The sequence below is a fragment of the Mucilaginibacter calamicampi genome (assembly GCF_042676765.1).
Taxonomy (GTDB): Bacteria; Bacteroidota; Bacteroidia; order Sphingobacteriales; family Sphingobacteriaceae; genus Mucilaginibacter; species Mucilaginibacter calamicampi.
The window spans coordinates 218,875-233,570 of sequence record NZ_JBHTHU010000021.1 but is presented as its reverse complement, the minus strand read 5'-3'; the positions used below and the strand labels follow the sequence as shown (position 1 = coordinate 233,570).

The 14,696-nt window shown below is 42.4% G+C and carries 11 protein-coding genes; 4 read left to right on the top strand and 7 right to left on the bottom strand.

Annotated features, from left to right (window positions below; genetic code table 11):
- The first annotated feature begins 21 nt into the window (after positions 1-21).
- Positions 22-810, top strand: coding sequence for an FHA domain-containing protein (locus ACFQZS_RS16900; protein WP_377102130.1), 789 nt, complete (start codon positions 22-24; stop codon positions 808-810).
- Positions 807-2,156: a serine/threonine protein kinase gene (locus tag ACFQZS_RS16895; RefSeq protein WP_377102128.1), complete on the top strand. Its 1,350-nt coding sequence runs from the start codon at positions 807-809 to the stop codon at positions 2,154-2,156. Before ACFQZS_RS16900 ends, ACFQZS_RS16895 begins: the two co-directional genes overlap by 4 nt.
- A 23-nt stretch (positions 2,157-2,179) precedes the next feature.
- On the opposite strand, the gene ACFQZS_RS16890 is transcribed toward ACFQZS_RS16895, so the two are convergent.
- The 6 genes from ACFQZS_RS16890 to ACFQZS_RS16865 form a co-directional block, all read right to left on the bottom strand.
- Positions 2,180-2,695, bottom strand: coding sequence for a helix-turn-helix domain-containing protein (locus tag ACFQZS_RS16890; RefSeq protein ID WP_377102126.1), 516 nt, complete (start codon positions 2,693-2,695; stop codon positions 2,180-2,182).
- A 128-nt stretch (positions 2,696-2,823) separates the two neighbouring features.
- Positions 2,824-3,585 (bottom strand): DUF3823 domain-containing protein, encoded by a 762-nt coding sequence (locus tag ACFQZS_RS16885; RefSeq protein ID WP_377102125.1) that lies wholly within the window; start codon positions 3,583-3,585, stop codon positions 2,824-2,826.
- A gap of 29 nt (positions 3,586-3,614) precedes the next feature.
- Positions 3,615-5,591 carry a RagB/SusD family nutrient uptake outer membrane protein gene (locus ACFQZS_RS16880; protein ID WP_377102124.1) on the bottom strand — a complete coding sequence of 659 codons (1,977 nt, stop codon included), beginning with the start codon at positions 5,589-5,591 and terminating at the stop codon, positions 3,615-3,617.
- Positions 5,592-5,602: 11 nt separating this feature from the next.
- Entirely contained in the window at positions 5,603-9,022 is a 3,420-nt protein-coding gene (locus tag ACFQZS_RS16875; RefSeq protein ID WP_377102123.1) for a SusC/RagA family TonB-linked outer membrane protein, read from the bottom strand.
- A 213-nt stretch (positions 9,023-9,235) separates the two neighbouring features.
- Positions 9,236-10,333: a FecR family protein gene (locus ACFQZS_RS16870; RefSeq protein WP_377102122.1), complete on the bottom strand. Its 1,098-nt coding sequence runs from the start codon at positions 10,331-10,333 to the stop codon at positions 9,236-9,238.
- 59 nt (positions 10,334-10,392) lie between these two features.
- Positions 10,393-11,037 carry an RNA polymerase sigma-70 factor gene (locus ACFQZS_RS16865; RefSeq protein ID WP_377102121.1) on the bottom strand — a complete coding sequence of 215 codons (645 nt, stop codon included), beginning with the start codon at positions 11,035-11,037 and terminating at the stop codon, positions 10,393-10,395.
- 299 nt (positions 11,038-11,336) lie between these two features.
- Between ACFQZS_RS16865 and ACFQZS_RS16860 the strand changes: the two genes are divergently transcribed.
- Together ACFQZS_RS16860 and ACFQZS_RS16855 are read left to right on the top strand one after the other, a co-directional pair.
- A complete protein-coding gene (locus ACFQZS_RS16860; protein WP_377102120.1) occupies positions 11,337-11,888 on the top strand; it encodes an SRPBCC domain-containing protein in 552 nt (183 codons plus the stop codon).
- Positions 11,889-11,917: 29 nt separating this feature from the next.
- Positions 11,918-12,313, top strand: coding sequence for a YidH family protein (locus ACFQZS_RS16855; protein ID WP_377102118.1), 396 nt, complete (start codon positions 11,918-11,920; stop codon positions 12,311-12,313).
- Positions 12,314-12,379: 66 nt separating this feature from the next.
- On the opposite strand, the gene ACFQZS_RS16850 is transcribed toward ACFQZS_RS16855, so the two are convergent.
- Positions 12,380-14,695, bottom strand: coding sequence for an FdhF/YdeP family oxidoreductase (locus tag ACFQZS_RS16850; RefSeq protein ID WP_377102117.1), 2,316 nt, complete (start codon positions 14,693-14,695; stop codon positions 12,380-12,382).
- Position 14,696: the final 1 nt, after the last annotated feature.

Below are 14,696 nucleotides of genomic sequence, written 5' to 3'. Positions count from 1 at the left end.
TCTCGTCAACATTGAACGGACATGGTATTAAATTTTTTTAAGAGCGAAGCCGAAGAGCGTCCGGCTGATGTTAAAGGTGTGCGGCATGCCCTGCTGTTATTTGTTAAGCAGCAACTGCAAAAAGCCGAGGGTGGCGAAGGCGGCAACATAAAAGGTGTATGCCTGTACGTTACCAGCAACGATGCAGAAAGACATGTTTACGAAGCAGCCGTTTATGCTGATGAACCGCAAAAACTAAAAGACGAGATACAACGTATTGCTGACGATTACGCGGTTGAATTGCCAACCAACTGGTCGCTTGATGTGAGTTTTGATGATAAAGTACCGGAAGAAGCCACCGCCGCACCCAATATTGATGTGGCCTTTTTTGTAAAAACAGATAAGCACTTTATAAAGCAAACGGCAACGGCTTACATTAGAGCGCTAAGCGGCGAAACGCTGGAAGCAGAATACACCCTACAGTCTGACAGCAGTAAGATCAACATTGGCCGCGATAAAAAAGCGCAGTCTGACGAGGGTTATTTCCGTACCAACCATATTGCTTTCCCGTCTGACAGCGCAAGCAAAGAGAATAAATTTATCAGCCGTCAGCATGCCCACATTGAGTGGAACAATGATGCCGGCCGCTTTATGATATTTGCCGACGAAGGAGGCGTACCGCCCCGTAATAAAGTTAAAGTAAGGTCAGAAAGCAGCGAGCAAATAACCAAGCTGCATGCAACTCACATAGGCCACCAATTGCAGGAAGGGGACCAGATAATCTTAGGCGAATCGGCAGTACTTGAGTTTAGCTATCAGCCTCAAAAATGAGTAAGGTATTTACTATAGCTGAAGGTTTGGAAAACCTGGGCGCGTTACGCACAGGCGGCCAGGGTTCTGTTTACAAAGGCAGGCGCTACGGACCAATTTATTCTGCTGTAAAACTAATACCCACCCCTATTTACACCGAAAACGAAGACGATAAAAACTACCGCAACTATCAAAATGAGGTAACCAAGCTTCAAAAGGTTAATGAAAATCCTAACCCTAACGTAGTTAAGATACTAAGCTCCGGTATTACCGAAAGCGGCTCATTCCCCTTTATAGAAATGGAATATATAGAGGGGCCTGACCTTGCCGAGCTTCTGCACCCGCCGCATGATAAAATATTTACCCTTAAAGAACTAATAAAAGTTGCCGACCAGTTGGCCTTCGCGCTGGCCCACTGCCATAAAGTGGGTGTAAAACATGGCGATATAAAAAGCAATAACGTAAAGTACAACATACATACAGGCAATTATGTATTGCTTGATTTTGGCCTGGCCATTATGAGCGAGGAACAGCGCCGCAGCAGCATACGCCATGCCGGGGCTATTGAATTTATGGCTCCGGAGCAGCACGAAGGTAAAATGCTGATGCAAACTGACATTTACAGCTATGGCGTTATTTTGTACGAACTGCTTACCGGACAGGTGCCTTTTGCGCTGGCCGGTGATGGCGATACCGGCCGCAACGCGGTGATGCTAAGCCACATGGAGCAGGAAATTCCGGATGCTTTAAACCTGCGCAGCGCCAACCTGCCCGCTGAATGGAATGAAGAAAAAAAAGCACTGGAGATGCAAGTGCCGTTATGGTTTACTGAAATACTTTATAAATGCCTTCAAAAAAAGCCCGAAGACCGCTTTGCAGACGGCATTGAATTACACAATGCTATAATAAGCGGCAGTATATCTGCCTCGGCCGGGCCGGGCGCAGCTTTAAGTGCCGTAGCCCTTGAAACTGAGAACAGCCGTTTGCTTGAGCAATTGGCTTCGTTTAAAGGCGCAGCCGGCACGCTTTACAATCACAGCAAGGATGTTTATGAGCGCGACCCAAAAATGGCAATTGTTCCTAAAAAAGCTATAACGGGGCTAATTGCCATAGCAGGGCTATGTCTGTCGCTGTTCCTTTATAAGGTTTTCTCGGCTAACGATCACATAGGAGGAAATCCATATAGTTACCAATCGCCATATGTCTTTTTTAAGCCTTATAATGTTGATAGCATGATGAAGGCTGAGCGTGAGCACGCCATAAGAGCGCGGCTTGATAGTATTGATAGGGCCAGAGCAGCGCATGCAAGAAAAAACCCGCCCGAGCCGCAAAGGAAAAAAAGGAAAAAGTTTTTAGGCTTGTTTTGATACCGGGCTAACGTATGCCGGGTTTAATCAGGCTGATAATTTGATGGACTTACTCCATATTCTTCTTTAAAGCACTTGCTAAAGTAGGCGGCGTTACTAAAACCTATCTTCTCGGCAATTTCGGCCTGGCTGTACCTTTTCTGGTTTAAAAGCATAACAGCCTTTTTAAGACGAATGGAACGTATAAACATTGTTGGAGCATGGCCGGTAAGCGCTACTAATTTTCTATATAGTCCGGTCCGGTCCATATTCATGTCTTTACTTAGTTGCATAACGGAGTAGGAAGAATTCTGCAGATTATCATCTACAAATTTAAGCGCGCGTTCAATTAATTCCTGGTCATAGGTTGGCCCATTGTCGCCGCAGCACAGTTCATTTACTATAGCAAAATTAGAATCGTTTACCTTATCCAACACAATTAATGCATTTTCAAGAACGCTTTCTAACTCTGCTTTAAGCTGCTCATCGTTTACACTTTTTATAATCGCAGCAAGCTGTGTTGATATTAGTGTGAGCGTTGTACGAAGATCATCCCCCATGGTGTAATAAAATTAATCTTAATAACAATACCGTTAAACAATAAAACAGAAATCCCCGCAAGCTTAAATTCTAAATGAATTTAAACCTGCGGAGATTTCTAAAATTAAATTGTGATAAGGCTTAAACCTTACTTCAGTTCTATGTTTTGTTGATACAACGCGTCAACTATATTGCTCGTCTTGACAGCCACGTTAGCCCAAAGTCTTTTCGTGGTTGCTTTTACCGATAGCTTTTCAGCAAGTGTCATGCCTGAGCCTTTTAAATTAACAGTAATTGTGCAATTACCGTTAATATTAACACCTTGAGCAACGGTTGTAAATTGTCGCGAAAAAACCTGTGCGCTTGCATCAACCTTGTTGGTTGTGTTAAAATACACCCTAACTTCCTGTAAAGCCGCAGTAGATACTATCCTATCCAGTTTAAAAGTCGCTGTAAAAACAGAATCGACAAAGGTTGATTGGAAGTTACTTACCCAAAAGTATGGGGTTACAGGTATGTTAATAGTTTGCTCACCATTCAACGTAAACGGAATAGGAGTAAAGTCCTGAAAAGGAGCTCTGCTCGGATTCGGTCTTAGTTCGTAGTCACCGTCAAAAGTGTTAACAGTAAATGTTCCGTCATTTCTGGCGAAAATCCTGTTGTCACCCCCTTGCAATGGCTGTGGGCCTGTTTGTCTTAAAACCAAAGTGTTTAAGTTTTGGGTAGCAACACCAGAGTTAAGCTGATTATTTGAACTCATTAAACGTACCGGCTGTCCGTTATAAGTAATTGCACCTTTTATTATTGAGGTAGGATACGACACCAGATTATCCTTACCGCATGATTGCAACAGGAAACCGGCAGCAGCCAGCAACGTTATTACAAGCGTTATTCTATAATTCTTTTTCATAATATGTCTTTTAATTTTAAAAGGTCCTATTAAAACGTTTGATAAGGATTACCCACCCAGTTAGGGTTATTCGGGCTAACCCAAGTTTGAGTTATAGTTGAATAGTAACTATCTATGTTAAAAGTAAAAGGAGTAGTTACCCTTCTGTAAGATCTCGCCCTTCTGAATACCCATTTGCCGTTGTTAGGATTGCCAGAAATATTTATCCTGTAAGGATATAATTCCATTGCCTGTGCAATCGGATCATCAGTTATTCCGTTCCAATAAATGTGGGCCATTCTCCATCTTATCAAATCCCAAACACGGTGATTTTCAAACGCAAACTCTACCCGGTTTTCATTAACTATCTTATCAAAGGTGAGTGTAGCTGCTGTAAGCGGTTGAATACGGCCACGCTCTACCCTGATCTTATTGATGTTAGTTAAGGCTTTAGTAGTCTGTCCTAATTCAAATGCGGCCTCAGCAGCAATCATATATGCTTCTGACAAGCGGAAACGCGGCCACCATATTTCACTCCAGTTAGGAGCAATACCTGAGTTTGGTGTTTCATCAACCCATTTACGCATGTTAAAACCCGTTTTATTTATAAAACTGGTGCTCACGTCAGCGGGCCCGTTTGGACCTGTAGCTTCAGGGCCATCTGTTCTGTTCGCGTTAGGCGCGTTAACTGTATAAGTGTAACTTCCGGTGCCACCATTGCTTCTGGTAAAGCTTCTTAACTCTCCGGCTCTAAGTGGAACAGGGGTACCGCGGAATACCGCGTATGGCCATATAACCGTTCCCCATAAACGAGCGTCTTTTGCTTTGAACGGGGCTTCTACATCGTCATAAATAATGTGATTGCCGGAAGCATCAAAATCCTTTATTTTCGGATCAGAACCGTCCCTGTTTTCAAATGCCTCAACAAGGTTCAAAGTTGGGCCTAAGCTATTGCCTTCGGCTTGTCCATCGTTATGGCCCTTACTAATAGGTGCTGTGTGTCTGGTGAATTGTGTAGCTATGTTCTCATTTCCACTCGGGCTTTTCCTGTCTGTAGCCCATATTACCTCGGTGTTGGCTGCTTTAATGGTAGTTGCCTGGTAAAACGCCAATTCAGGGTTGGCTGAGTTGGTTTGTAAAACGTATGGACTATTAGCAATAACGTCTTCTGCAGCAGCAAGGGCAGTAGTATAAAAGTCATTAGCCATGGTTGCAGGTATACCAACCACATCTGTACCCTTGGCGTCTTTTTTAACGTTAGCAGCAGCACGCAACGGAGTATATTTAGCTATTGAAGCTGCATACAGACCTGCACGAGCTTTAAGCATTAACGCTGCCCATTTGTTTGCTATAGCAGAATTAGTGGTCTTATTAAGACCAAGGTTAGCATTTTGAGCGCCTGCAGTTGTAAATTTATCAGCTGCAGATTGACATTGGGCAATAATATATTGGTAACATTCTGCCTCTGAATTTCGTGGCAATCTCAATGGGGTTATATCATCACCTGGAGTATAATCAAATACTTTATCCTCAACAATGGTCAAGCCACCTAGGGTTTTCACCATATTAAAGAAAAGGTAGGCGCGCAAAAACATACCTTGCGCTTCAAAGCTGGTGTTTTCACCGGCGGTCATCGCTTTTTTTGAAGCCTCAGACCGTATGCCTTGTAAAAACTGGTTCAACTCGCGGATCCTTTGGTAATCAAACGTCTTATACCTGTCACGGCTCCACGTAAGGTTACCGGTACTTGGCCCACCGTTATTGTTAACACCATCATCAGGGTCTTGCTGGAATGAATTCCAACCGTTATTGTTTTGCTCCCCGCCATTAGCAGCTGCGGTGGTGGTATTGGTATATATAGTTTGATAGAACCTGGCTAAAACTGAAATTATCAAGTTTTTATCAGTAAAAACGTCTTCATCCAGCACCAGGTTGTTCGGCTTAACCGAAAGCTCCTTTTTACACCCAATAAACAATACGTTTACAACAAAGAGTGCAAATAAACAATATAAAAATTTCGTTTTCATCTTCTTTATTTTTAAAATTTAACTTGTACGCCCGCAGTTAATACTCTTGGGCTTGGCATAGCGTTACCACCGCTTGATGCAATTTCAGCATCAAGGCCCGCCGGCATGTTTGAAATTTGCAACACATTTTGACCAGACACATAAACTTTAAAATTAGATATGCCTATTGGTTTCAAAAGTGTGTAAGGCAGGGTATAACCTATTTCAACGTTGCGCATCTTAACATAAGTTACGTTAGTTTGCCAGCCCGAGTGTGTAAGTGTTGAACCCACAATGGCTGTTTGTTGTAATAGTAAAGGATATTTGCCCACAATTATAGGGCTGTTTCTATCCCATATATCACTGTACCAGCTTGAATTATCCATTAAATATTGCGAGGTATTTTTGTTCTGCTCCCACTCACGCATAAATCCACCCTGGTCAAACGTCATCATTGTACCGCCGGCAAAATCAACACTGAAATTGAAGCCTTTGTAAGTAGCGCCAAAGTTGAAGCCAAAGTTTAGCAACGCCGGTGCCGGGTTACCGTTATTAGCGGTATTTAAACCATAACCTGTTCTCTGCCTGTCCTCGTCGGTTATAAATCCGTCGCCATTGGTGTCTTTAAATTTGAAATCGCCGGGCCTGAAGGTTTGGTTACCCTTACCATCCTGATCAATCGGGTAAGTAGCAATATCCTCCCAGCTTTGGAACTGGCCAACGCTTACTAACTGGAATGGGCCACCGTTTAAACGATCCACGGCACTACCTCTCCATCTGTTATAAGTACTTGAGAAGAGCTGGTTAAAACGGAAACCGGTAATAGACCTTCCGTAGCTGAAATTACCGCCAATGTTGTAGCTAACTTCACCTATACGGTCACGCCATTGGATAGAGCCGTCAACACCACGGTTTTTATCAGAGTTAAGGTTTTCCTGTCCGGGAGTAATAGCTGCCAGGTCTGGTTGGTTAACATCCCTTGACGCTGCTATACCTGATCTGGTCTTGTTAAAATAGGCTAAGTCTAAACTCAGGCGATTATTAAGCAAGGTAGCTTCGATACCTACGTTACTTTGGTAAACACGTCCCCAAGTTAAGGTTGAAGGTAAGCCTCTTACTGCTGTACCTAAAATTTGCGATCCGTTCAATACACCCGGAGGCTGCGGCTGACCGTTGTTTGTTGGATTATAAGTATAGCCTGTGAAATAGGTGTTGGCTCCTTCGTTAAAACCAACAACACCATAAGAACCTTTGATCTTAAAGTCATCTATCTTACTCAAAATTGAGCTATTCTTCCAAAAATCTTCCTGAGAGATACGGTAAGCTACCTGACCACCCGGGAAAAATCCATATTGTCTTGAAGTAGGGTAGCCGCTATTTCCATCATAACGACCGCTTACTTCAACAATATATTTTCCGGCATAGTCATAGTTAACCTTTCCAATATAACCAAGCCTTGGGTTGTAATTACTTATATTGTCCTCAATGTTAGTAATGAAATCTCTTACATTGGGGGTATATGGAATGTTATTTGCCGGCGGGTTACCATTAACCCTTAAACTCGGATTGTAGCCTAATCTTTTTTCAAAACCCAGAACGGCGTTAATGTTGTGCTTGCCGAATGCTTTTTTGTAATCAAACTGACCCTGTAAAGTTGTTTGATCAGAAAGCGATATGGAACGATCAAGGTTACGGCTGTCGTTAAACTGATCTACATCGTAAGTATTGGTTGTGGCGTTATACTTGTACGTTGTATTTGACAAACGACGTGAGCTAAGGTGATTACTTGTAAAGGCGTAAGCGGCCTGCACACGGGCTTTAAGTCCGTCAACAATTGAAATTTCCATGTTGGCATTTACCTGCAGGTTTCTGGTAGTGTTTGATTCTACCCCTGAACGCGTTCCATTAACCAATCCGTAACTGTAGGTCCAGTCTCCGGCTGCTGAATTTTGCGGATATAAAGGGTTATCGTTAGCAAATGGGCCTTTAGTTGGCAAGTTGCGGTAAGAAGTTTCCGCTGCAAAATCGTAGTCATCGCCCGGTATATTGGTATTCTCGCGTTTAGACCAGTAACCGTTAATTCCAACGCCGAATTTAATACGTTTACTAACGTTAGCGTTAATATTTGCCTGAATATTGTGACGAACAAAACCAGTACCGAAATCGCGCAGCATAGGCGATTGGGCAGTTGTAGATCCGGCTATATAATAATCAGCATTTTCAGAACCACCGGATAAGGTAACTCTGTATTGGCTTTGCGGCGCATCCTTATAAATATATTTGTACCAGTCAAAACCCTGGTAACCTGGTTCGGTACCGGCCATCCACTTATCATAATCAGCTTTGGTTACTGACCTTACGGCATTGCTTGTTATACCATTACCGTAGGTTTCTGATTGTACAATACCTTTAATATAAGTTTTAATATCAGCAGGTTTGTTAAAGTTTGCCACCTGCTGTATACCGTAATAGCTATCAAAACCTATTGTAGGTTTTTGATTACGTTTACCTTTCTTGGTGGTTACAACTATTACACCATTTTCGGCCGCGAAACCGTAAATAGCTGCAGAACCGTCTTTCAATACGTTTATCTGCTCAATATCATTAAAGTCAAGGTTATTAAACGCGTCGGCGTCACGGCTTATACCGTCAATAACGTAAAGCGGATCGCCACCAAAGCCACGGATACGGATAGTAGGTGTAGCACCCGGCCTTCCGTTAGTTTGCCTAAAGTTAACACCCGATACTTTACCAACCAACGCACCTGAGGCTGATGTAGCACGTGAGCGCGACAGATCGTCGCCGCTAAGTGTTGTTATCGCTCCGGCAAGTGTCGCTTTTCTGTTGGTTAAACCAAAACCAGAAACAACAACCTCTTCTAAGTTACGTGTTACTTTTGTAAGCTTCACATCAAGTACTCTTTTACCGTCAACAGCAACTTCCTGTTCGGTGTAACCAATAAAAGCCACTACCAAAACAGAATTAGCGTTTGGTACATCTAATGTAAACCTACCATTAACGTCTACCGCTACAGCGTTAGTTGTGCCTTTTATTTTAACTGTTGCTCCAATAAGGGTTTCGCCCGTGGTCTCATCAGTAACCTGACCGGTTACTCTAAAACCTTGTTGCACATCGTCAAAAGTAGTCGCTTCACCAGCCTTTGTAAGTGATACCAAGTGTGTATCAACCTCTTTGTAAGCTAAGCCAAATTCACCGAATACTTTATTAAGCACATCAGTAAGGTTCTCGTTATCAGCCCTTAAGCTAATTTTTTTGTCTGTAAGCTTCTTTGTAGTGCTATAAACAAAACGAAAACTACTTTTACTTTCGATGGTTTGAATTGCTTTTTCCAAATCGGCATCCTTTAAATTAAGGGATATAGTAGTTTGCGAAAAAACATTCGCAAACGCTCCGATGTTAAATATTAATATAAAAAATAGTGTCAGTTTCATTATTAACAGACGCTTAAATAGATAAAATTTATCCGATACACTCCACGAGTGCATAAATATTTTCATAACTTTAAAGATTAAGGTGAAATAACAACAGGTAGCCGTGCCAACAACATCTGCTGTTATATATAATTGGTCATCTTACTGGATCGGGACTAACCATTAGGTTGTCCCGTTTTTTTTTGGTAGGTCATTCTCTTTGCATAGGCATATTTATTTTGAAATGTAAAACGTTAAACTCTTCTTTTTAAATTGAAAAGGCTCAGCTGCACGCAAAGATCTCAGCGCCGATGAAACGGTGGTGTTCTTTTCAAATGTTGCAGTAAACCTTAAATGCTTTAATTGTTCGTGTTCAAAAACTATCTGAATGCCGTACCAGCGTTCCATGTCTGCTGCAATTGATTCAAAGTCTTCATTTTTAAACACCAGCTTGTCTTTCAACCATAAGGTTTCAACTGCTGCACTGTCAATATTGGGGAGATAGGTTAAATTGGTAAGGGAATATTGGGTTCCCTCTATAACGGCCTTTAAATTACGGCCTGTTGGTTTATTTGTAAGTAATTGCGATGCCGGCGCATTCTCAATAACCAATTTCTCTTTTGGCTTAAGTATAATGCGGTCGGCTTTACGATCGTTAATCGTAACTTCTATTGAGCCCTGAATAAGCGAGGTTTCGCTCTGCGGAGCATCGTCATAAGATTTAATGTTAAAAACAGTGCCCAGCACCCTTACATTCATCTTTTTTGTGTGAATAATAAAAGGATGTTCGCGGTCTTTATGCACTTCAAAAAAAGCTTCGCCATTTAAATAAACTTCTCTGTTTTTGCTGCCAAAGGAAAGCGGGTAGCGCAATGTAGTGCCTGCGTTAAGCATTACAATTGTACCATCTGCCAATACCAGGCGCTCTTTCTCGCCCGGCGAAGTAGTTTTATTTTTCCAGTTTGATGCTATTGCAATGCCATTACCCGGATTGCCTAAAATATACCAGCCTAATGTAAGGCAGAAAATTGAAACCGCAGCCACATACCTTAGCACAGGCCATAACTTACGCTCCTTGTGTTTACCGGCTGTACTGCTATTACCGTTAACAGACTGCTCAGTAACCTGGATAACATCCATTAATTTACTAAAATTAGCCGCGCTTTTTTTATAGGCTGTTTTGTCGCTGTTCCAATATTCTTTTATGATAGCGCTCTGCTTTTTATACAAAGGATTTTGCTGTAATAAAAGATCAATCTCCTGCTTTTCAGCCGGAGTTAGCCCTTCTATCAAGTCCTTTGTAAGCAACTCAACAAATCGCGTTTCAATCATGTAACAAAAAGAATATTATAATTGGTTTAATGTAAGGACAAGAAAAAAATGGAAATTGCCTACAGGCTAGAAAAATATTCTGAAAAAACCAGCGCCATCACAATTTTGGACACTATATTACCACCGCTTGCCCGGCGCGAAGGGGCCGCAGCATAACCTGCTAAACAAACGCTAAGTTTTTGCATTGCCCTAAATAATTGGGTTTGCACAGTACGCGGAGATATATTTAATATTTCTGCTACCTCTTTGTATTTTAAGCCGTCCTCTTTAATTAACTTAAAAATAATGCGACATTGCTGTGGTAATGTATCAATAGATTGATCCAAATGAAAATGCAATTCCTTCTTTTCAAGCTGAACCTGCGGATCAGCCGTGTCTATCAGATCTACTTCCTTTGAGTCTTCAACCGGTACAATATGAATGGAAGAGAATTTTTTAAGGTGATTTAACGATTGATTTTTTACAGCTACAAAAAAATAGGTATCGGGGCGCTCCACGTGTTGCATATTACTTCGGTTCATCCAGCTTTTTACAAACACATCAGTTACTATCTCTTCGGCTTCTTCCCGTTGATGAATATACATCATACTGAACCGCACCAATGCATCATACAGCAAATAATAGAACGCCTCAAATGCCTTAACGTCGTCGTTAAAACATATGCGTTGCCAAAGCGGCACAATATGCTCTTTTTTGTAGTTCAATGTTTTAATCAGGTGGGGGATACCCCAGTTTAATAATAATTTAATGTATTAGCGGCTACAATAAAAACAGCATTTCCCCGTTATCAAAACCTCAACGGTACTATCATATTAAATAAACCACTATTACTCACTAATTGGTTAGTACCAAATTAGCCGTCCTGCCACTACATCGTTTGCGTTTAGGTTGAAAAAATTTACACCTACGTTGATTTGAAACTTCTTTAACTAAAGATTAAGTTAAAAACATCCTCTTTAATCATCGTTAATAGTTGATTCATAAACTATTATATTTACGCCTAATGAAAAAAACGTTTATCACGCTGTTAATCATAGCGGCCGGCAGCATATGCCAATTGAAAGCGCAGGATGTAACAAATACCTCCTATCAAACTAAATCAGGCGAGAAGGTGTTGCGCCTGGAATTTGTTCTTCCATTATCAAAGGCGCAGGCATGGCAATATTTTACAAACGATGCAAAACTGAAGCTATGGATAGCACCCGTGGCACATATTGATCTTAAAACGGGAGGCGCCTTGCTGACGAATTATGATAAAACCAAGTCAATAACGGATAAGTCTGCCATCAGAAATGATATCGTTAATTATATAGAGAATGAACTTATAACCCTTAAGGTTAATCTTAATGGTAATTTCACTAAAAAGGCCAGGGCCGAAGATAAAAACCTGCAAGAGGTAATACAGTTTATTGCTATTGATGACAGCCATACCAAAATTGTTTCATCAATGATTGGCTGGGGAAAGGGTGCGGACTGGGATAAAACCTACGCTTTTTTTGATAAGGGGAATATTTGGACCTACAAAGAACTCACCGCATTATTCAAATCCAAATAACATAGCCATCCAGGCTTTACAAGCAATATATGGAGGAAAAGAAACTCACCGAGCAACTTATTAAGAAACAAAACGTAGCAGACCATTTAGCTAACGAGCGAACCATGCTTGCCTGGGTGCGTACCGGCATAGGCATCATCGCTTTTGGTTTCGCGGTAGTAAAGTTCTCGCTTTTTGTTCGGCAGGTATCCGCGGTGCTTGGCAAGAACCTTACAAAACCGCATGGCTACTCAGCCGAAATAGGTATTGTGCTTGTGGCCTTAGGCACGTTAAGCATAGTGTTTGCTTACATCCAGTACCGGCATACCGAGCGCCAGTTAGATTCAGACGAATATCACCATTCTTCGCTCCTGATAAAACTGCTTGTGGGGTTCATCTTTTTGATAAGTATAGCGCTTTTGGTTTATCTGGTTATGACGACTTGATGGCCCGGATTATCTATGCATTTTACCATAAGATTGGCTGTCATATAAAGGTGACAAAGAAAACCATTAACTAACATGCGCCTTTATTTTTATCTTAATAAACTTAGCCGCCGGCATATTGCTTTCGCCTACTACATTATTAATAGATAGTAAAACGTTGGTCTCGGGGAAATAGGTTACCGTGTTGCGCTCGGGTACGGGGTAGGCTACAATAACAAACAGCCGGGCTATACGCTCCATGCCGTCGTCATAATTAAACAAGTCAACCTTATCCCCTGCTTTAAAGCCCGCCGCATCAATATCCTTCTTATTCATCAGCACTACCCTGCGCTCGCCTTTAATACCGCGGTATCTGTCTTCCAGGCCGTATATAGTGGTGTTAAACTGATCGTGCGTGCGGGTGGTGGCCATATAATATTCATCATTGGCCAAAATATTTTGCGGAACATTGGTAAGGGTAAATGGTGCCCTGTCTTTATACTTCTCTGTAATAAACTTTCCCTGCCGTGCCGCGTTGGGCAGGTAAAAACCGGCTTTTTCGCGCACACGCTGGTTATAGTTCTCAAAACCGGGTATGCTTTTTTCAATAACATCGCGCACAGCATCGTAGCTGTACATATACCTGTTCCAGTCAATTACCGACCGGCTGCCCAGCGTTGCCATTGCCATGCGGCATACAATACTGGTTTCGTTAATTAAATGCTCTGATACGGGCTGCAAGACACCTTTTGACGATTGCACAACACCCATAGAGTTTTCTGTGCTGATAAACTGCACTTCGCCATTTACAATATCCTTGTCGCTGCGCGATAGTGTGGGCAATATCAATGCCTCGCGCCCATGTATTAAATGACTGCGGTTAAGCTTGGTTGATACATGGACAGTCAGATCAAGCTTTCTGAGCGCTTCCGCTGTATATACGGTATCCGGCGTAGCCGATAAAAAATTACCGCCCATAGCAAAAAACACTTTTGCCTTGCCGGCGTGCATGGCTTTAATGGAGTTTACCACATCGTAACCATGCTTACGCGGCGGCTCAAAACCAAAAACTGCCTTCAAGCGGTCCAATTGTGCATTAGTGGGTTTCTCATTGATCAGCACAGTGCGGTTTCCTTGCACATTGCTGTGGCCGCGTACGGGGCATAACCCTGCACCGGGTTTACCTATACTGCCTTTTAAAAGCAAAATATTTAGTATCTCGCGTATCATATCAACGCCGTTGGGCTGCTGGGTAAGGCCCATTCCCCAGCAAAATATAATGCTTTTTTTAAATGATAGCATGGCTGCCGCTTCTCTCAGATCATCAACAGAAACGCCCGCCTGGTTAGCCAGGGTGTCTAAGTCGTAATTTTTAAACTGACCCAAAAATGCTTCTATTCCGGTAGTGCTTTTTTCGATGAATTCCGCATCGAAAACCTCACCCGGAAATTGTTTTTCTGATTCAATCAAAAGCAGTTCAATCGCTTTCAGCAGCGCCATGTCGCCGTTTATTTTAACCGGCAGGTACAGATCTGCCAGTTGAATACCCTTACCTAATATGCCGTTAAATTCCTGCGGGTTTTTAAAACCCATCAGGCCCGCTTCGGGCAAGGGGTTAATGGCAATTATTTTGGCACCGTTCTTTTTTCCTTTTTCCAAAGCGCTCATCATTCTGGGCGCATTGGTGCCGGGGTTGTGGCCAATAATTACTATTACATCCGTATCGTAAAAATCATCCAGTGTAACCGTGCCCTTGCCAATGCCAATGGTAGGCAGCAAAGCCGTTCCTGATGTTTCATGGCACATGTTAGAGCAGTCGGGCATGTTGTTAGTGCCAAACTCTTTGGCGAACAACTGGTATAAGAAGGCCGTTTCGTTACTGGTACGGCCCGAAGTGTAAAATATAGCCTCGTTAGGCGATGGCAGCGCGTTTAAATGCCCTGCTATTTTTTTAAAGGCATCATCCCAGCTAATAGGCTGATAATGGGTTGCACCTGCCGGAAGATACATTGGCTCTGTTAAGCGCCCTTTTTTTCCTATTTCAAAATCGGTAAGCTTTGCAAGGTCATACACCGCGTTTTCTGCAAAGAATGCCGGCGTTACTTTTTTCGTAGTGGCTTCCTCCGCCAACGCTTTTACACCATTTTCGCAATACTCTCCTAACGGCGACCTATCATCGTCCGGATCGGGCCATGCGCAGCTGGGGCAATCAAAACCACCTTTTTGGTTCATGGCAAACAGCGCGGTAGTTCCGCGTAAAGGTATCCCCTCTTTCAGCACATCAGCTATAGAGGCTGTTAAAGCCGGTATCCCCCCGGTAGTATTCTTTACTCCGGTGTATTTAAGTTCCGAGAGTTTCTCCGGGTTTTGCGGATTTGCTTGCTGGCTTTTATTGTTTGTCACG